The sequence below is a fragment of the Shewanella sp. SG44-2 genome (assembly GCF_014164215.1).
Taxonomy (GTDB): Bacteria; Pseudomonadota; Gammaproteobacteria; order Enterobacterales; family Shewanellaceae; genus Shewanella; species Shewanella frigidimarina.
Window position 1 is genome coordinate 152,417 of the sequence record NZ_JACJEU010000008.1, and the last position, 19,487, is coordinate 171,903.

The following is a 19,487-nucleotide window of genomic DNA, read 5'->3' on the forward strand; positions in this document are numbered from 1 at the left end:
CCTGGAAGATACACCTTACTATCACTGCTGCTCTCGAGTGGTGCTTAAGGCATGGCTTCCTTGCGAGCAACCAAAGCCAAGCAAACGAAAGCGATTGGGATCTGGTTTTCTTTTGGCGGTTGGTGATGTGGCGCTTCGCTTCCTTTGGGTTGGTGTGCTGCCCTGATCTTTATAAAGAAGCGGGCTTAACAGCCAAGCTGCGCCCCAAATGAAATCAGTTCATAATTATTGACTTTTTTCAACTTCAGGAATAAAGTCAATCTTAGTTAGCAATTGCAGGGTTTGAAGGTGAGAGTTTCTGCAACCCAATGAATTTAAACGACTACTTTAACTATTTAATTCGAGAGCCTGGGTTCAAATCCCTATCCCTCCGCCACATTCAAATAAAAAGGCCTTATCGAAAGATAAGGCCTTTTTATTTGGGCGAAAGATAGGACTTTGAACCCACGGGTTCCTCTTTATTACAAGCAAGCTATCCCTCCTCAAGATTTAATGACCAAGCTTTATCAGACCATTACAGACCTTTGTGTTTGAGCAAAAGGTATGGCGTTGAGTCTTCGGCCTCTCTTTAATACAAGCAAGCTATCCCTCCTCAAGATTTAATGACCAAGTGATGTGGTCAAGTAAAACTGTACACAAACAGGGGGCGTTTTTATGCTGCCATTTCGGCAGCCGCTGGCGTCATATAATTGTTATAACTATGACCACGTTTTGTATTGTAGTGCTTTAGTATGTAATTCAACGCATCCTGCTTCGCTTCATCAAAATTGTTGTAACCATACTTCGGCATCCATTCTGTTTTAAAACTTCTAAAAAAACGTTCCATTACCGCGTTATCCCAGCAGTTTCCTCGTCGACTCATACTCTGCGTTATTTGATACTTCCACAGCATTTGTCGATATTGAAGACTACTGTAATGGCAACCTTGGTCAGAATGAAACATCAGGTTTTGGGGCCGTCCACGACTTTCAAATGCCATTCTTAATGCTGCACAAGTTAAATCGGTATTCGGGCTGTCAGAGCAAGCCCAACCCACCACTTTTCTCGCATATAAATCCATTACCACGGCTAAATAGAGCCATTCGGTTCCTGACCAAACATACGTCACATCACCACACCAAACCTGGTTTATGACGTCAACGTTAAACTGTCGCTTTAACAAGTTAGGCGCGATTGTAGGCTCATCATTCACTATCTTGTAGCGATGTTTTCTGGGTTGGCTACTGATAAGTCCTGTATCTCTCATTAAACTGGCTGCCTTATAACGGCCAACATTTTCACCTAATTGATTGAGCTGGCCTGCTATCGTTCTCGCGCCTGCTGAGCCTCGGCTATCACGGTGGATTGCAATTGCTTGCTGGCGCAATTTCTCTCGTTCAGGCTTCACTAGTCCACGATGTTTGAGATGATAATGGTAGCTACTACGCGGTATTCCAAACAAATGACAAAGCTGTTTGACGATGTTCTGCTCTCTCGATAACGATTCAATTAATGCTATCGTTTGATGTTGTCTTGTATTAAGAGAGCGGTAGCCTTTTTTAAGATATCTTTCTCCCATTCAATTTTCTTAATTTGAGCTTCAAGCTCTTGAATTCGTTTTTGTTCGGGAGTGATGGCATTAGCTGATGGAGTAATACCTTCAAATTCTTGTCTTAGCTGGGTTACCCAACGTCTAATCGCTGTCGGGCCTACGCCGGTTGCATCACAAGCTTCTCGGATTGTGTAGCCTTGTTTAATCACAAGGTTAGCAGTATCTATTTTAAATTCTGTTGAGTAAGTTGGTTGAGTCTTCATTACTTTTTACACCGTTTTATCTTAAGGTAAGTTTACCTCATATCGGTGTACAGTTTCATTAAGCCACAATAAAGCTTTATCAGACCATTACAGACCTTTGTGTTTGAGCAAAAAGTAGGGAGTTGAGTCTTCGGCCTCTCTTTATTACAAGCAAGCGATCCCTCCTCAAGATTTAATGACCAAGCTTTATCAGACCATTACAGACCTTTGTGTTTGAGCAAAATGTAGGGAGTTGAGTCTTCGGCCTCTCTTTAATACAAGCAAGCTATCCCTCCTCAAGATTTAATGACCAAGCTTTATCAGACCATTACAGACCTTTGTGTTTGAGCAAAAGCTAGGGCGTTAAGCCCTAGGTTTCTCTATATCACAAGCAAGCTATCCTTCCATCCCGCCAAAAGTATGTCAAAGTTTAGGTTTTGAAGCGCATACATTTTAGCTACTGATTTAATAAAGCGGAGAATATAAAGTCTAAGCCTACCAAGTTGTAAGCTGACTCCAGACTTATATACAATTGAAGCACTTTCGATATACACATGTAGTTTAACATTCACTCAAATTTGAACAGTAGAAAAAGTGAGTTTCCAGCGTTGTGTGAATATTGTCCGCTATTCGCTACATTTTTGAGATGCATCAAGGTTTCATTAGTACATTTGACTTAGATTTATTAGGTAAGTGTTATTTTTATTTGCTGTTATGTATCAGAATCGTTCAGCTTTTCTTAGCCAAAGCTGGTTAGCAAAAAATGTTAAATAGCATTATTAACACTCTGATAGTAATGGATTATTCTAGCAACCTGACGTTTTATAGGTGGATCAATATGAGTACAGTTAAAAGTGATACAAGTCATCATTGTGACAATCTCGAAGGATCCATTAAAGAGGCGGTTGAGGCAGATAAGGATATTCGGGAAACCGTTCGTTGCATTACTCTTAAAGCATTGAGTGAAGGCAAACTGGATCTCAATGAGATCACTCAGATTGCAGGCCGCGTGGTTAAAGGCGCGGGTTTAGGTGCTCATGGTCGCAATAGCCAAGACAAGTTAGTGAAGGCTGTTGCGGGACTTGACGATGCCTTATGTTCTGCCGCCGAAGCATGCAAATTAGCCGTTGAAGAAGCTAGTTCGCATGTTAACACCTTTAGTAAGCAGGATTTAGATCGCGCCATTAATGACCTTAGTGAGCTTGAAGCTATGTTTTTAGATACTTTGAAAGAGGTAGCAAAAAAGGCTAATGAGACGGTATCCGATACCTTAAATGATTTGGTTCGTCATGGGCGGGTAAGCGGCACTGCAGTTGGTCAAAAAACAACTGAGATCGCAACATTGTTAAACCAACAATTCAGTGAAAGGTTAAGCGACACTGTAAGCGCCGGAGTCGATTCAGCTGCGAAAGTAACAAGTAACCTAGCTTATGCTGCAGCTGGTTTTCTTGATGCGCTTGGACAAAAATTGAATCAGAAATCAACATCTAATCCAGCCCCAAATAAAAGTAAATAGGTGCACCATGCTTTGGGAGACGTTAGGCACAGCGCGAGATATTGGTCGACTGAATGAGCTTGCTTCGGTCTTAATCCGTTATGGCTTCGGCGATGTAATGCGCAGGCTTGGCCTCGCTAACATGTTGAATGTCGCAGGTAAGGCATTGCATTGGAAGCATGCTGCGGAAATAACCAGTTTGGAGTCACCAGTCAGGTTTTGTCATGCATTAGCTGAAATGGGGCCAACCTTTATAAAATTAGGACAAATTCTTGCTACCCGTTCAGACCTATTTTCACCAGAGTGGACGACTGAATTTGAAAAATTACAAAATCATGCGCCTGCGGTATCATCCGAATTAATCTGTAAACAATTACACGAAGACTTAGGATGTAGTCCGCAACAAGCTTTTGCTGAATTTAATCCAAAACCTTTTGCTGCTGCGTCCATTGCCCAAGTGCATCGAGCTCGTCTACATGATGGTACTGAAGTGATTATTAAGGTTCGCCGGCCAGGCATTAGGCCCGTTATGGAAGCCGATTTACGTTTACTTGCCCGTATTGCAGAGATCATGGAGTCAGAGTCTCCGACATTACGCCGTTTTAAGCCTCGTGAGGTGGTACGTCAATTTACCCATTCTCTACGCCGAGAATTGGATTTATTGGCCGAGTGTCGCAATGCCCAAAGGGTAGCCAAAAATTTTAAAAGTAACCCTAATATCGTTATTCCTAAAGTGTATTGGTCTTGGTGTAGCGAACGCGTCAATGTGCAACAGTTTATTGATGGTATTTCTGGTCGAAATGTTGAAGCAGTCGAAAAGGCTGGTTTAGATAGAAAACTGTTAGCTAAGTATGGCGGTCAAGCCGCGTTGAAAATGATATTAATTGACGGTTTTTATCATGCAGACCCACATCAAGGTAATATTTTTTATCTACCAGATAATCGAATCGCATTTATTGATTTTGGTATGGTGGGACGATTGTCTTTCGAGCGCCGACATCAAGTGGTACAGCTTTTACATAGCATGGTTGAGTTGGATGCTCCTCGTGTTGTGGATGTATTACTGGATTGGGCTGGAAATCCTGCGATAAATTGTGAAAATCTCACATATGAAGTAGAAGAATTTGTTGATAAGTATCACGGTGTTTCGTTAAAAAATTTCCAGTTAAGCATGATGCTAACTGAACTGATCTCACTGCTTAGAGAATATGGTCTGAGCTTACCACCAGATATTATTATATTGATCAAAGCATTAATTGCACTTGAAGGTGTAGCTCTGCAGTTAGACCCAGACTTTAATATGGTCACTGAAGCCAAACCATTATTACACCAGCTAATGGTAGACCGATACGCACCAGACGCATTGGCCAAAAGAGGTTGGCAAGCCATTGTCGATACTGGCGAACTGTTAAGTGGATTACCACAAGACTTGCAACAACTTTTACGTTCAGCCCGTAGTGGTCGATTTCAACTGCATGTTGATGTAACAAGGCTAAAAGCATTTGGTAATCAACTTGATCGTGCTGCTAGCCGTGTGGCAATAGGTAACGTGGTAGCGGCTATGATTATTGGGTCGTCTATCGTGATGACAGTTGATGGTGGCCCGACTTTATTTGGTTTGCCGTTATTTGGCATACTTGGATTTCTGAGTGCTATCGTCGGTGGAATTTGGTTATTATTCTCAATTTGGTCAAGTGGGCGCTGGAAGTAGAAATTTTGCCTATAACAATAATACACATGAGGGTGCATAAATGTTGATGCAGCACTTACAGTGCGTGAAGCATTAACAATATACTTCGATAGTAATAACTCATATTACCTTGGTTGTTTTGCTCGACATTAATAATAGTTCTATTTATTAGTATAAAACATAATCATTCCTTCCCATACAACCTGAAAAATCAGACCGTTTAGTGTTAAAAAGTGACGAGAAGTTACAAATACACAATGCAGCTTAACGCCTAACGTTAAAAATCCATCAACTACACTTTTACATCGATTGATGTAGCAACTAATACTTTATTTAACTCAAATGTGAAGAGGTTTTGTCTGAATGACTCCCAGGGATTTCTTTGCGGTCAACCGTGAAGTTATTCATGTGTTCGATTAATAACAAAAAACGGTTCATTAGCACTTCTTTTGCTATTAGAGCAGCATTTTTGGTCGAATCGTTGCATCTGTAAACTACACTAAAATGCTCGAGTTGATCACTTGATGCTTAATGTCGTGGTTTGTACACAAATAAATGCAATATCAAGTTCTTGCTGTGGCTCTATTGCGTCATTAATACGGTTTAAGCCTTAGGTTGAGATGACAGTTTAGCCATAGACCAAAGTCGATAGCCTACAATGACATAGACAATGCTAACCTGAATAAAAAAGGATTGGAGTATTCATGCTAAATAGAACAATTTTTATTAATGGTTTAGTGGTATTTGCTATCACTGTGCTACTGAGTTATTTCACTCTATCTCCTTGGCTGTATGCATTGTTGATCGCACTCGCATCTGTGGCCACGTTACTGCTTACCCACAAAAAAGAAACTAGCCCAGAAATCCTTGACTCACCTCAACAAGATGAGCATGTTGCTAGTGGTATTAGCAAAGCTGCCACTCGGATTGCCATTGGTGGGGCTGAAGTGTCATTTTTTATCGAAAAACTAGCACATGCAATGGGTTTACAAGTTAAGCATGTTCAAGAAATATCAGAAAGAGCAGGTAATTTAGAGCAAGGTGCTCAACAACTTCTAGGCCAATCCGCCCAAGTACGCTTACTGGTTGAAGAAGCAAATACCCAAGCTTCCAGCTACGCCAAAGAAATAAAACAAGTCGATGAACAGCAACGCATCCTGTCTACTGAGATTGAATCAACGGCAGTGTTATTAATCGAACTTAAAAATAAAGCTAATGCTATAAGCAGTATTACCGACACTATTAATCAACTATCTGATCAAACCAATATGTTGGCCCTCAATGCTGCAATTGAAGCCGCCAGAGCCGGTGAGCAAGGCAGAGGATTTGCCGTGGTAGCCGATGAAGTTCGCAATCTGGCACATAAAACGGCTGAAGCAACGCAAGGTATCGAATCATTGTTGTCAGAAATTGGCGAGAATAGCATTCAATCAGTACAAGCAATGCAACGAGTGAGTGAGATGGGGGGGAAGCTCTCTCAACGCATGAATGAGATCTATATCCTCACACAAGCGAGCCAAGAAAGTATGGCCGGTGCAGCAAGCGAAATGCTGCAAATGGATCAAACAGTAGGGTTAACCGTTGATAATACCAATGGTATTGGTGCAAATATTGAAGGAATAGGTGCCTCTATACTCAAAGTTGATACCGACTTAATAGAAGCTTCAGATCGTGTTCTTGAACTCAGTGGCTTTGCCGAACAGATTTTTCGTCATCTGCAGAGTTTCGATTTATCGGATAAACACGCAGTTATTGCTAATGTCGCGCTTAATGCAGCGGCTGATGTCGGAACCATTTTTGAATACGCTTTGGAAAAAGGTTCACTTACACAAGCACAGTTATTTGACTCAAATTACCAACCAATCCCTAAAACCGACCCGCAAAAATTCACCACCGGTTTTGACCGTTTTACAGACTCAAATTTACCTAACATTCAAGAGGTCATTTTAAAAAATAACGCAGATATTATTTATGCAGGAGCTGTGGATGTAAGAGGCTATTTCCCTACCCATAATCTCAAATTTTCTAAGCCTTTAACCGGAAATCGGGAACAAGACCTTGCAGGTAATCGCACCAAGCGTATTTTTGATGACCCAACAGGCAAGCGATGCGGCAGCAACACCGAAACTTTTTTACTGCAAACTTATAAGCGTGATACCGGTGAAGTGATGCATGATCTGTCTGCACCTATTTACGTTAATGGAAAGCATTGGGGTGGGTTTAGAATTGGTTACAAGGCAGAAGAGTAATAAATAATTAGCGCTATCCGGCGCATGATTATTATTTTATGTGCATGCAACCAATAAAAATCTACACATTGGAATTATGTTGTTAATTCATTGACTAAAGACCTAATGCACAGCAGCCAAAATTATATTTAGTTGCTGTGCGCCAATAACATTGAGCATTCCCCGCTTAAAAATAAAAATTCAAATAAGGTCAAATTAATACCTTTGAGAAACAGCCCTAACCATACCGTTTTTTCATTACCCATAAGAACATTATTATTAACTCATTAAGAGTTAAAGGTAGCTTGGCTACATATTGAGGATGTCTAAATTTAGGCCTAAATTGTAGTGAAAGTGGTAGCAAGATTGGCTCAGAAATTTCCTCTAGGCGAAGCTGTATAAACTCAGAATGTCCACGATGTGCTGTTAGGTGGATCAGAGTGATTGATGAATGAGCGGTAATTGCTTATGTAAACATCACACAAACACGACACCTATACGGCATTAATGTTTTACTGCAAGAGGCTATTTTCTGAGGAAGAGCAAAGATATTGCAGATATTTGATGAACGGTGCATGTTCGGTTAAGTGAAAATGCAGCTTGTGTTATTTAAATATATGATTATTTATATGTTTTATATTTTAAAATTAACCTGATAATGAAATAAGACTGAAATCACCTTCCGATTTTGTTAAAATCCTTATCTAAGATGCAATCGAGTATCAAATCAATAGGGCAAGGCGGCTCTAACCGAGGGTTTATGAAGATAAATAAGGACAAATACAGTATAGATAATACCGATTATACTGTTGGACAGGATAACATCCAAAAATGGGGCTTTGATATTCATAACGCCGTTTTTGGGATAAGCGCAGGGTTAATCGCTGCTTTTTTAATTGCAATCTTAATTATCGATCCGGCAACATCAAAAGAGTTTTTAGATGGCTTAAAATGGCAAATTATCGGCACATTTGACAGTCTCTTTATGTGGTCTGCTAATATTTTTGTGATTTTTTGCTTAGCATTAATCGTTTCTCCTTTTGGTAAAATTCGCTTAGGCGGAGATGATGCAAAAGCTGATTATTCAAGACTTTCATGGATAGCAATGCTTTTTGCTGCAGGCATGGGTATTGGTTTGATGTTTTGGGGCGTTGCAGAACCTTTAGCATATTACACCGGCTGGTATGAAACACCATTGAATGTGGTTGCTAATACACCTGAAGCTGCAGAACTTGCACTTGGTGCCACAATGTTCCATTGGGGATTACATCCTTGGTCAATTTATGGCGTGGTAGCGCTGTCTATGGCTTTCTTTGCTTATAACAAAGGTTTGCCGCTTTCTATTCGTTCGGCTTTTTACCCTATATTGGGTGACCGCACATGGGGCTGGCCTGGACATATCATTGATATTTTCGCGGTATTAGCCACATTATTTGGTCTCGCAACCTCATTAGGTTTAGGTGCTCAACAAGCTGCAGCTGGATTCCATCATGTGTTTGGCATTGAAGCCGGCTTAACCCTACAAATCACTATTATTGTAGTAGTGACGTTGTTAGCTGTTATCTCGGTAGTACGCGGCCTTGAAGGCGGCGTTAAAGTCATTAGTAATATCAATATGTTACTAGCTGTTGCTTTACTCATTTTTGTAGCACTTGTTACTTTTGCTGTTTCAATGGGTACAATTCCAACAACGGTAATGGGTTATATAAAGAATATTATTCCATTGAGTAATCCAATCGGTCGTGAAGACGAAGCTTGGATGCACGGTTGGACTGTGTTTTATTGGGCGTGGTGGATTTCATGGTCACCATTTGTGGGTATGTTTATTGCTCGTATATCACGCGGTCGTACAGTACGTGAATTTCTTTCCACTGTATTGATTGTGCCAACCGTAGTCACTATTTTATGGATGTCTGTATTTGGTGGTATCGCAATTGATCAAGTTATCAATAATGTGGGTACATTGGGCAGTAAGGGATTAACTGAAGTTCCGCTAGCTATGTTCCAAATGTTTGATTCGTTGCCTTTAGGTAATCTGTTATCAATGTTGGCTGTGCTATTGGTGCTCGTTTTCTTTATTACTTCTTCGGATTCAGGCTCACTAGTTATCGACAGTATTACTGCTGGTGGTAAAATTGATGCTCCGATCCCTCAACGCATCTTTTGGGCTGTAATAGAAGGTGCTATTGCAGCTGTATTACTTTGGGTTGGTGGTACTCAGGCGATTGAAGCACTTCAAGCGGGTGCTATTTCAACTGGATTACCCTTTACCATTATTCTATTGGTTATGTGTGTCAGTTTGTTGATGGGTATGCGTACCGAAAAGCATAATAAAAGCTAATTGTTGAAATTAAGTCCTTAAAGTGCAAACACATTTCAGGACTTAATAATTCAAACAAAAAAGCCGATGATTAATTCATCGGCTTTTTTTTCATCAATATTTCTGTTCAGCTAAACTTTATAACCATAAATTTTTAATCGCAGTGTCGGGACTAAAATGATATTTAATTTGAGCCTGCAATAACTCTGCGGTGGCTATGGCATCAGTTAACGCATCATGAGGGGCATAAGCGGGCAAATGATAACGTTCACGACTATTTGCAAGGCGAATTGATTCTGTGCGTTTTCTTTTAAAGAAATTAAATATTCCCTGCGATTTTTCTCGTTGTACATTAGCCTCAATCTGCATGGTATCGATAACCGGAAACACAATGCCTTCATTAATCAACATGCGTAGAGTGTGATCAAGAAAATCACGCTCAATATGACGATAATGCACTACCACGACTTTACCGGCTAATTCATTTAAAAGCTGCTCTAAAATCAATAGTAAATCAGGCGCATCTTGTAAATCAGAGTGGGTGATACCGTGAATAATAATAGAGTCTTCTTGTAATTTATCTTTAGGGTTGAGATACCATTTTTTTGCTTTACGGCAGAAAATACGCTGCAAGGTAAATGGCACTAAGCCAATACTAATGATGCTGTTTTTCTGTGAATCTAAACCAGTTGTTTCAAAATCCAATGCGACAAACTCAATATCACTTAATGGTGTTTCATTGTGATAAGTTCCCGCATGATAGAAATCATGCAGGCGTCTATCTTTACTGTTTTGCACTTTTAATTCTAGAAAGGCTTGCCAGTTTAAAATCGCCTGGTTACTGAAATTAGTCATGAGTTAACCTTTAAAGTTTGTTCGAACTGTAGCGATATTTTAAAAAGTTTTGCGCATTGCTTAACACTAAAAAGGCATCTTTAAGATTTCGTCTTTCAAAATCTGACATACTTTCAGGTTCAATATTATTATCAGGCTCAATCCCAGACTCTATATCCGTTGATTGATGACGTAAACGTACCAGAGAGATAAGCTCCATAGCATGTTGTAAATCTTCGCCCTTTGATGTTGGCAGAATGCCTGCGTCGATAATATCTTCTAAACGTTCAAATGAGTTTTGCGATTGCGAGCCGATTGCTAAGGCGTGTACTCGGATCAAATCCGCTAATGGAGCGGTACCACGACGTTTTAAATTAATAGAGTTGTTATGACGACCATCTTTTTCCATCACAAAATCTTTAAAGAATCCAAGTGGTGGTTTTCGGTTGAGGGCATTGTGAGCTAAACAGGCTAGAAAACGGTTGTTTTTCTTGGCCTTACTTAAGATAAATGCATTTAGCTGCTCCGCCCATTTTACTCGGCCATACACACCAGTAAGATCGAAGAAAATAGAGCAGTTTAATAAAGCTTGCGGGTTAGGATTTTCTATCCAATCACCGAAACAATCTTCCCATTGAGCACGAGTTTTACGGTATTCAGGGTTGCTTGCCATAATATCACCAGTGCAGTAACTATAACCGCAGGCGGCTAAACCATCGCAAACAAAATCTGCTAGCTTCGCAAAATACTCACCATGTAACGCAGCGTTATAGCTGTTATCAAGGATAATGGCATTATCTTGGTCGGTCACCATCAGCTGTTCATCACGGGCCATCGACCCCAGTGCTAAAAAGCAGTATGGGACGGGCGGTGGGCCGAATTTTTCTTCTGCTAGTTCTAACAAACGTTGTTTAAAGTTACGACCAATTTCAGACATTGCCCGTCCGACCATGTGTGAATTGGCATCTTCATTAACCATGCGTACGAAGCAGTTTTTTAACTGCGCAGAAAGTAGCACTAAATCTTCGCAACTATTTTGTTGGAAGATACTGCTTACAAACAACAAACTATTTTGTGATTCGTAGCGAATGATATCCGCAACTTCAATAAGACCAATCGGTTTTTTATTTTTTAAGATAGGTAGATGATCAATATTATTGCGCAGCATAAGCAACATCGCTTCAAAAATGTATGCGTTATGATCCAGCGATATTAAACTGGTCGACATGACTTGTGAAATAGGATTATCTACATTAACTCCGGCAGCGATGACTTTAGCGCAGAGATCATGTTCGGTAATAATACCCACAAAACTGCTATCTTGTTGATCATCTATATCAGGGTCATTTATTAATACCGCAGAAATGTTTTGCTCGGCCATTATTTTGGCCACCACTTGTATGGAGCTATGGCAAGATAGAACCACAGGCTCTCTGGTAACTAAGGTTTTCACTTTTGAGGTGGTTAGTGCATTAGCATCATCGGTTTTACCCTTTACCGCTTGTTTTAAACGGGTGGTATCCTCAGCTTCAACGAAATCAGCAAAATCATCATAATTCTCGCATAAGTCATTGAATACAGACTCAGGAATACAGTAAACCAGCGTATCTTTTACTGCTTTAGCGGGGAAACGTACTTTATTATTGGTTAATAAGCCCATTTGCCCAAATAACTGACCTTGGTCTAAACGATTATAAAGTTCACCTTTACGGCGATATAACTCTACGACTCCGCTGCGGATCATATACAGCTCTTTAATATTGTCATTAAAGTTAACAATCATGCTGTCTGTACGGTAATAAGAAATCTCAACACTTTTGGCAACGTCAATTAAGACTTGTTCTGGAAGCTGATCAAAGGGGGCGTACTGAGCAATAAAGCTCTGAATTTCGAGCACTTCGGCTGTCATGAATAGACCTGCTAGTTTGTGATGACTAAAGAATTGTTAATATCTATTTAGCATTATACGAGTAAACACGACAATATGGACGTTCGACATTGTGGTCGAATATATCGCTGTCGCAGAGGCCATTAGTTACCTTCATTTATTAACCGGTAATGATAGTGATGTAACCAAGGCAAACGATAATCTATTTAGGTTATTCGCCATAGTAGCACTGCTGTTCTGCTATTGTCCGTAAAGCATTTCTGTGTGGTCAGATATTGAGTTAATTTGCTTAAACAAATGACAATGTGGATTATTGACATTAAAGGTGACATTCACTCTTCGAGTTCATTAGAGTTGTTATCTAAAGTGATTAACTAGATTCCAGTATAACCGGTTGATTTATCTCGCGCTGATTGGGACGTAATTAGCACCATAGAAGCACAATAAACCGAATTTGCGTTGAGGATAAAGGCTATTCATGACGCAGGGCTTCTATTGGATCTAGTTGCGCGGCTTTACGGGCAGGGAAATACCCAAAGATGACGCCTACAGCTGCAGAGAATAGAAACGATACCACCACAATACTCATGTTGAATACAAACGGAACTTGTATTAAATTTGCTAGCGCAACTGAGCCTGCCAATGCCAGTATAATGCCGACAATTCCGCCGAGTGAAGACAGCACAATGGCTTCGACCAGAAACTGTAATAGGACTTCTCGTTCAAGTGCGCCAATGGCTAGGCGAATGCCGATTTCTCGTGTTCGTTCAGTGACCGACACCAACATGATGTTCATAATGCCAATGCCGCCAACCAGTAAACTCACTGCAGCAACGGCACCCAGTAGCATAGTTAATACTCGTGTTGTACCACTTAGCATATTGGCGATTTCTTTTAGATCCATTACCGAAAAGTCATCATCTTCATTGGCTGATATATGGCGACGTTCACGCAGCAATTCAGTCACAGCTTGTTCTACTTTCTGGGTTGATACGCCATCTTTAACTGATATTTGGATCAGTCTGACATCCTGATTACCCGCTAGTCGTCGTTGAAAAGTGCGTAACGGGATCACCACCAAATCGTCCTGATCCATTCCCATTGTTGACTGCCCCTTGGAATTAAGTAGCCCTATGACTTCACATGACAGCTTTTCTAGGCGGATTTTTTGTCCAATTGGGTTTTGTTCCCCAAACAATTCCTTGCGAACGGTTTCACCTATTATGCAAACAGCCTTGCCTGCGCGTAATTCACTTTCGACAAACTGACGCCCCGATTTAAATTCCCTGTTTCCGGCTTCAAAAAGTTGATTGGTTGAACCGCTAATACTGGTACTCCAGTTCTCATTGCCGAAAACGACGGTAACACTCTGCGATGCGGAGGGAGCAACTGCGCTGATGTTGCTTATTTCTCTGCTGATAGCTTCAGCATCATCGAGACGAAATGCCGATGCTGAGGACCGCTGGCCCATTCCCATTCGCTGACCAGGAGAGACCATTAACAGGTTACTGCCCAGGCTCGAAATTTGCTGTGTCACCTGTTGTGTTGCACCGCCACCAATAGTGACCATAATAATCACCGCCGCTACGCCAATGACAATACCCAAAACCGTAAGAAATGACCGCATAACATTGCGACGAATTTCTCGCATAGCCAATAATAAAGCATTCCATAACATCAGCTGTGCCCTTGGTTGTTGGCATCATGAGCGACTAAGCCATCGAGGAAGTGTATTTGGCGTTTGGCAAATGCTGCCATGTCTGGCTCATGAGTCACCATTACGATGGTGATGCCTTGGTCGCGATTAAATGAGCTTAACAGTTCCATGATTTCTCGACTGCGCGATGAATCTAAATTACCCGTGGGTTCATCGGCTAATAACACCGAGGGCTGAGTCACAATCGCGCGGGCAATCGCTACTCGTTGTTGTTGGCCACCAGATAATTCTCCCGGGGTGTGATCTTCCCAGCCGTTAAGGCCTACTACTTTGAGTGCATTCAATGCATGCTCACGACGCTCAGCAGCTGGCATGCCTCGATAGATGAGTGGTAATTCAACATTTTCCAGTGCTGATGTTCTGTTGAGTAAATTGAATCCCTGAAACACAAAACCGAGATAGTTACGTCTTAGTAATGCTAATTGATCGCGAGTTAACGAACCAACATCAATACCATCAAACCTATAACTGCCTGCAGTTGGTGTATCTAAGCAACCTAGCACATTCATGCAGGTTGATTTCCCTGATCCACTAGGCCCCATCACCGCCACAAACTCGCCGCGCTCGATGGTTAAATCTATTCCGCCCAAGGCCTGCATCTCTGCTTGTCCTGAGCCATAAACTTTGGTGACGTCCCTGAGCTCAATCAGGGAGGGTTGCTGGCTTTGCATCATATCCTTCACTGTTTGTTACTGATGGTATCGATAATTAATGCCATGCCCGTTTCAATGTCGCCAGCAGTGATTTCAGTGTTAATTCCATCACTCGATCCGGTGGTGACTTCTATGGAAATGGGTTGGCTGTCGCGTAGTGTCCATATGTGTTGTTGATTTTTGTTGCTGTTTACTACGTGTTCTTGAGGTTGTGAGCTGCTTGGGGGGCGTGGCAGTAAATTACTCATTAAGCCGCCACTGCTAGCGGCTTGTTGCTCCTGTTCTGGAGGGCTGAAACGCAAGGCTGCATTGGGAACCAGCAATGCATCGGATACTTGTTTAACTAAAATATCCGCGGTGGCCGTCATCCCAGGACGCAGTAATAAGGCTGAATTATCGACAATTAGTACGGTTTCATAGGTCACCACACCATCAACGGTTTGAGAAGCAAAATGAACCTCTGAAATTTTGGCTGGAAAATTTCGATTGGCATAAGCATCCACAGTAAACAATGCCTCTTGTCCCACGCTAATCTGGCCAACATCGGCTTCATCTACGTCTACGTGTAATTCCATTTGAGTGAGGTTTTCCGCCAAGGTAAACATCACCGGTGTTTGAAATGAGGCAGCCATGGTCTGCCCTGGTTCAACATCACGAATTAACACAATGCCATCAATCGGTGAATGTATGGTGGCTTTTGCTAGTGTGGTTAACTCTGAATCAAGCGCTGCTTGCGACTGTACGACTTGGGCTTTAGCACTTGCAAGATTGGCTACAGTGCGATCATATGTCGCTTGTGATGCTTCACATTCTTGTACTGAACACATGCCAGTTTTAGCGAGTTCTCGGGAACGACTTAAGCTGTTTTTGGTTTCGATAATGGTCGCTTCAACTTGTTTAACCTGCGCTTTTGCCCAGTCAAGAGATGCTTTAGCTTGGTTTACCTTGGCCTGCAATTGATCTGTATCCATGCGCGCAAGTACTTGGTCCTTTTTAACGTAATCATTAAAATCGACCAATACTGTTTTAATTGTGCCAGAAATTTCTGAGCCCACTTCAACCTGATTGACGGGTTCGAGCGTGCCAGTAGCGGTAACCGTTATACTCAATAATCCACGGTTGGCATTGGCCGTTTTATAGTGAATAGTTTGCGATTGGCCGTTAGTGAATATTTGCCATACTACAATGATAACAATAACAATTCCCCCAACAATCCAAAACCATTTACCCGCAAACTTGTGCTTTGCACTAGACTTATCGAGTCCTAACGTTTGACGAATATCTGTATCGTGTGATGTTGTCGGTTGTTGTTTATCTGATGTCATATTATGGGCCTCTCATTATTTGAGCATCGATACAAGGCTGGAGAACGTGAAGTTAGTCGATAGCACACGCCACACTTGAGGTGTCATTTAAATTAAGTGTAATACTAAGCTGCAACAGCAATGTGATCTGAGTCAACTTGTTGAGATATATCAAGGTAAATCCCTCACAATGATGAGTTTACTCTTCACTAATGCTGATTTTTAATTCCCCGAGTTTATGCTGCTGACACTGTTTTTTCGTGCTGTTGTGTAAGGTGACATCGTGACCAAACGTAGACGATAGTACTGTTTTTGTGTCATTGAGTTAGCTAAATATCGCTAACCAATATGGGCACTTTTTGTGAACAACTCTAAACGTATAATGTGTTGGATATAAATCCATTTCATAGGGTTATGTTGTTGCTGTTTTTTAAAATAGAGATGTTTTTTTCATCATGTAATGCTCATTAACTAAACTCGCTATACTGTAATAGAGTTGATCAAGATCAAGCGTGTTGTTTGTCTGTGGGCCTAAACTCGTTAATGTAGATGGGTTCAAAGTTGTCTAATGATCCGTTGCAAACTTGCTTTTTGTGAGGGGATAAAATGAATTTTAAAGACTATTACACTGTATTAGGCATCGATCCTAAAGCGAATGATAAAGCGGTTAAAGTCGCTTATAAAAAACTTGCCGTGCAGTATCATCCTGACGTGAGTAAACATCCAGATGCAGAGGCGAAATTCAAAGAAATAGGTGAAGCCTATGAAGTGTTACATAACACTAAAAAGCGTGCTGAATATGACGAATTACGTCATCATCACCTTAATAGAACCCAAAATCGTTATGCCAATCAAGGCGCAGCGAATGGTGCAGGGCAAACCTGGGGACAACAGCAAAGCGATCCACAAACAGATCAAGAGTTTTCAGACTTTTTTAGTTCAATTTTTGGCTCCAGCCGCGGAGGTTTTGAACAAGGTAGCCAACATAGACAGCGCCAAACTCAGCCTCAAAAAGGCCAAGACATTGAAATTGAGTTTCCGATGTTTCTTGAAGAAACATTGGTCGATACTCTAAAGCCAGTCGAGTTTACCTTACAACAACGGGATCCTAGCGGTCGTATCGTTGAGCAACCTAAATCGTTAAAAGTTAAAATTCCTGCTGGCGTTGTTAATGGTGAACGTATTCGCTTGAAAGGACAGGGCGGTCCGGGACCGACCAAGGCAGATAACGGTGATCTGTACTTACAAATTCGTTTTGTACCTCATCCCATGTTTGATGTTGATGGTCGAGATTTAAGTATTGTTGTACCCGTAGCGCCATGGGAAGCAGTGCTGGGTACCAAGCTTAAACTGCCCACGTTAACCGGTCATATTCAACTGACTATCCCTGCTAATAGTCAGTCAGGACAGCGTTTACGTATAAAAGGAAAAGGCTTACTCAGTAAAAAAGTACATGGGGACTTATTTGCGGTACTCAAAATAGTCGTCCCGACATCGCCAGATGAAGCAAGCAAACAATTGTGGACTGAATTAGCAGAGAAAAATATATTCGACCCACGTGCCAGTTGGAGTAAATAACGATGCTGCAAATTAATATAAGCGAACAAGATTGTTGGTTGAGTAGCAATGAACTGTGTGAGTGCAGTGATATCAGCTCAGCATTACTACTTGAACTTGTAGAGCACAGTATTGCCATGCCACTGGAGGGTGAGGTGATAGAACAATGGCGCTTTAGTGTCGAGAATTTACATCAAGTGAAAAAAGCCACGCGCATTCAACGTGATCTGGCACTCGATTGGAGTGGCATTGCATTAATCTTACAATTACTCGATGAAAGAGACCAGTTAGATCATGAAGTCCATATGCTAAAGCAGCAGTTGAGTCGGTTTAAAGTATAATTATAAGCCGCTGACAAATGGATGTTAGAGGTAGCTATACTTCTCATTGGCAGTAGCCGAATAAAGCTTGGCCTAATTATTTAAGCACCGCTAACTAGGGCTGCTATTTATTAACCACTACTATTTTAAAAATTGCTAGTTAAGCCGTTTATAAAGGTTTATTAAAGCGCTTTACCGCTAATAACACTCCGAATAGGTTACTAAACCAGTAATATTATCCTTGTTAAAGTTGAGGGTAATATCTGTTGTATTTTTACAATTAAATTCAATGATTTATCTGTATTTATGAAAACACTAACATTGACATGATGAGCGTTTAGGGACTAGTGTATAAAATATATCGCGAAAGTGTGTGGTAAATATTTAACAGCGCAGAATTTATTCACGTGCTTTTTATGTAGCGTTAGTACAAAAAAGCAGAACGGCGTAAAAGAGCGTCATGGAAAATATTATGGAAAAAATAGTAATAAAAAACCTATATAAGGTTTTTGGTTCTGAGCCTCGCAAGGGAGTGAAATTACTTGAACAAGGGAAAAGCAAAGAAGAAATTTACGAACAGACAGGGCTTACAGTTGCAGTACAAGGTGCAAGTTTTACCGTAAACAAAGGTGAAATTTTTGTCGTGATGGGTCTGTCTGGCTCGGGAAAATCAACTCTAGTAAGAATGCTAAACAGGCTCATTGAACCAACATCTGGAGAGGTGTTAGTTGATGGTCAAAATATCCTCAAAATGAATAAGGATGAGCTGGTAAGGTTTCGCAGAAGCAAAACCAGTATGGTCTTTCAGTCTTTCGCTCTTATGCCTCATCAGACAGTGTTAGAAAATGCAGCTTTTGGCCTCGAGCTTGATGGCATGGATAAGAAACAGCGTGAAGAGCGAGCTCTAGATGCCTTAAAACAAGTCGGACTTGAAGGCTTGGAGAATGCATATCCCAATGAGTTAAGTGGTGGTATGCAGCAGCGAGTGGGATTGGCGCGAGGCTTAGCGGTTGATCCTGATATCTTGCTCATGGATGAGGCATTTTCGGCGCTTGATCCTCTTATTAAGACAGAAATGCAGGATGAACTGTTGAAACTGCAAGACCGTCATGAGCGCACCATCATATTTATCTCCCATGATTTAGACGAAGCATTACGTATTGGCGACCGAATTGCCATCATGCAGGGCGGCCGAGTTATTCAAGTGGGGACGCCAGAAGAGATTCTGCAAAATCCCGCTGACGATTATGTTCGCGCATTTTTCCGTGGTGTGGATCCAACCGGTGTTATCTCCGCAGGGGACATTGCCCGCGATAGCCAGCCAACGGTCGTTTGGCATACTAAAGCAGGTAGCCCACGAGCCACATTAGAAATGTTGAGTATGAAAGATCGCGAATTTGCCTATGTACTCGACTCAGAACATCGTTATTTGGGTGTTGTTTCTTCTGATTCTCTGCGCGACGCTATTGACCAGGGGAATGGTACCAGCAAACTTGAGCATGCTTTCCTTACAGAAGCCAAATCGGTTCAGGAAACCGATAGCCTTCAGGACATTTTATCTTTGGTAGCATCTCATTCTTGGCCTATTCCAGTTGTAAACTCAGAAAATAGATATCGCGGAGTTGTTTCTAAAAATCTGTTTCTTCGTACCTTAAACCGTGCAGAAAAGGGGACTTATTTTGAGCAGTCAGCATCTTAGAATACTAGC

Annotated in this window: 13 protein-coding genes; 7 read left to right on the top strand and 6 right to left on the bottom strand. The window is 41.3% G+C overall.

From position 1 onward, the window contains the following. Positions 1-652: 652 nt before the first annotated feature. Positions 653-1,794, bottom strand: a protein-coding gene (locus tag H5181_RS08845) for an IS3 family transposase (RefSeq protein ID WP_404948499.1) whose coding sequence is annotated in 2 segments (ribosomal slippage) — positions 653-1,545 and positions 1,545-1,794 — 1,143 coding nt in all. Because the reading frame shifts where the segments join, the coding sequence is not laid out codon by codon here. Positions 1,795-2,611: 817 nt separating this feature from the next. Here H5181_RS08845 and H5181_RS08850 point away from each other — a divergent pair. The 4 genes from H5181_RS08850 to H5181_RS08865 all read left to right on the top strand — a co-directional run bounded on the left by H5181_RS08850 (position 2,612) and on the right by H5181_RS08865 (position 9,527). Further along, positions 2,612-3,289 carry a DUF6781 family protein gene (locus tag H5181_RS08850; RefSeq protein ID WP_182750821.1) on the top strand — a complete coding sequence of 226 codons (678 nt, stop codon included), beginning with the start codon at positions 2,612-2,614 and terminating at the stop codon, positions 3,287-3,289. 7 nt (positions 3,290-3,296) lie between these two features. Beyond that, positions 3,297-4,979, top strand: coding sequence for an AarF/ABC1/UbiB kinase family protein (locus H5181_RS08855; RefSeq protein ID WP_182750822.1), 1,683 nt, complete (start codon positions 3,297-3,299; stop codon positions 4,977-4,979). Positions 4,980-5,662: 683 nt separating this feature from the next. Beyond that, positions 5,663-7,207, top strand: a complete 1,545-nt coding sequence (locus H5181_RS08860) for a methyl-accepting chemotaxis protein (protein ID WP_182750823.1) — start codon at positions 5,663-5,665, stop codon at positions 7,205-7,207. A gap of 739 nt (positions 7,208-7,946) precedes the next feature. Then, entirely contained in the window at positions 7,947-9,527 is a 1,581-nt protein-coding gene (locus H5181_RS08865) for a BCCT family transporter (protein WP_011637275.1), read from the top strand. A gap of 117 nt (positions 9,528-9,644) precedes the next feature. On the opposite strand, the gene H5181_RS08870 is transcribed toward H5181_RS08865, so the two are convergent. The 5 genes from H5181_RS08870 to H5181_RS08890 all read right to left on the bottom strand — a co-directional run bounded on the left by H5181_RS08870 (position 9,645) and on the right by H5181_RS08890 (position 15,923). Then, the gene (locus H5181_RS08870) at positions 9,645-10,361 is read right to left on the bottom strand and encodes a 3'-5' exonuclease (protein ID WP_102037455.1); all 717 of its coding nucleotides are present in this window, start codon (positions 10,359-10,361) and stop codon (positions 9,645-9,647) included. Positions 10,362-10,371: 10 nt separating this feature from the next. Beyond that, entirely contained in the window at positions 10,372-12,249 is a 1,878-nt protein-coding gene (locus H5181_RS08875) for a DUF294 nucleotidyltransferase-like domain-containing protein (protein WP_123778279.1), read from the bottom strand. Positions 12,250-12,700: 451 nt separating this feature from the next. Further along, the gene (locus tag H5181_RS08880) at positions 12,701-13,906 is read right to left on the bottom strand and encodes an ABC transporter permease (RefSeq protein WP_182750824.1); all 1,206 of its coding nucleotides are present in this window, start codon (positions 13,904-13,906) and stop codon (positions 12,701-12,703) included. Then, positions 13,906-14,619 (bottom strand): ABC transporter ATP-binding protein, encoded by a 714-nt coding sequence (locus H5181_RS08885; RefSeq protein ID WP_243638333.1) that lies wholly within the window; start codon positions 14,617-14,619, stop codon positions 13,906-13,908. The genes H5181_RS08880 and H5181_RS08885 overlap by 1 nt, the downstream gene beginning before the upstream one ends. Positions 14,620-14,624: 5 nt before the next feature. Next, the gene (locus H5181_RS08890; protein WP_182750825.1) at positions 14,625-15,923 is read right to left on the bottom strand and encodes an efflux RND transporter periplasmic adaptor subunit; all 1,299 of its coding nucleotides are present in this window, start codon (positions 15,921-15,923) and stop codon (positions 14,625-14,627) included. A gap of 585 nt (positions 15,924-16,508) precedes the next feature. On the opposite strand from H5181_RS08890, the gene H5181_RS08895 reads away from it, so the two are divergent. The 3 genes from H5181_RS08895 (at position 16,509) to proV (ending at position 19,478) form a co-directional block, all read left to right on the top strand. Continuing rightward, positions 16,509-17,480 carry a DnaJ C-terminal domain-containing protein gene (locus tag H5181_RS08895; RefSeq protein ID WP_102037576.1) on the top strand — a complete coding sequence of 324 codons (972 nt, stop codon included), beginning with the start codon at positions 16,509-16,511 and terminating at the stop codon, positions 17,478-17,480. A 2-nt stretch (positions 17,481-17,482) separates the two neighbouring features. Continuing rightward, on the top strand, positions 17,483-17,800 hold the full coding sequence (locus H5181_RS08900; RefSeq protein WP_182750826.1) for a chaperone modulator CbpM: 318 nt from the start codon (positions 17,483-17,485) through the stop codon (positions 17,798-17,800). A 451-nt stretch (positions 17,801-18,251) separates the two neighbouring features. Further along, positions 18,252-19,478: a glycine betaine/L-proline ABC transporter ATP-binding protein ProV gene (gene proV / locus H5181_RS08905; RefSeq protein WP_182750827.1), complete on the top strand. Its 1,227-nt coding sequence runs from the start codon at positions 18,252-18,254 to the stop codon at positions 19,476-19,478. Positions 19,479-19,487 lie beyond the last annotated feature (9 nt).

Coding starts and splice junctions, on each gene's coding strand:
- proV (WP_182750827.1), top strand. CDS start 18,252: ATGGAAAAAATAGTAATAAAAAACCTATATAAGGTTTTTGGTTCTGAG.
- H5181_RS08870 (WP_102037455.1), bottom strand. CDS start 10,361: ATGACTAATTTCAGTAACCAGGCGATTTTAAACTGGCAAGCCTTTCTA.
- H5181_RS08890 (WP_182750825.1), bottom strand. CDS start 15,923: ATGACATCAGATAAACAACAACCGACAACATCACACGATACAGATATT.
- H5181_RS08875 (WP_123778279.1), bottom strand. CDS start 12,249: ATGACAGCCGAAGTGCTCGAAATTCAGAGCTTTATTGCTCAGTACGCC.
- H5181_RS08860 (WP_182750823.1), top strand. CDS start 5,663: ATGCTAAATAGAACAATTTTTATTAATGGTTTAGTGGTATTTGCTATC.
- H5181_RS08895 (WP_102037576.1), top strand. CDS start 16,509: ATGAATTTTAAAGACTATTACACTGTATTAGGCATCGATCCTAAAGCG.
- H5181_RS08865 (WP_011637275.1), top strand. CDS start 7,947: ATGAAGATAAATAAGGACAAATACAGTATAGATAATACCGATTATACT.
- H5181_RS08900 (WP_182750826.1), top strand. CDS start 17,483: ATGCTGCAAATTAATATAAGCGAACAAGATTGTTGGTTGAGTAGCAAT.
- H5181_RS08850 (WP_182750821.1), top strand. CDS start 2,612: ATGAGTACAGTTAAAAGTGATACAAGTCATCATTGTGACAATCTCGAA.
- H5181_RS08885 (WP_243638333.1), bottom strand. CDS start 14,619: ATGATGCAAAGCCAGCAACCCTCCCTGATTGAGCTCAGGGACGTCACC.
- H5181_RS08880 (WP_182750824.1), bottom strand. CDS start 13,906: ATGTTATGGAATGCTTTATTATTGGCTATGCGAGAAATTCGTCGCAAT.
- H5181_RS08855 (WP_182750822.1), top strand. CDS start 3,297: ATGCTTTGGGAGACGTTAGGCACAGCGCGAGATATTGGTCGACTGAAT.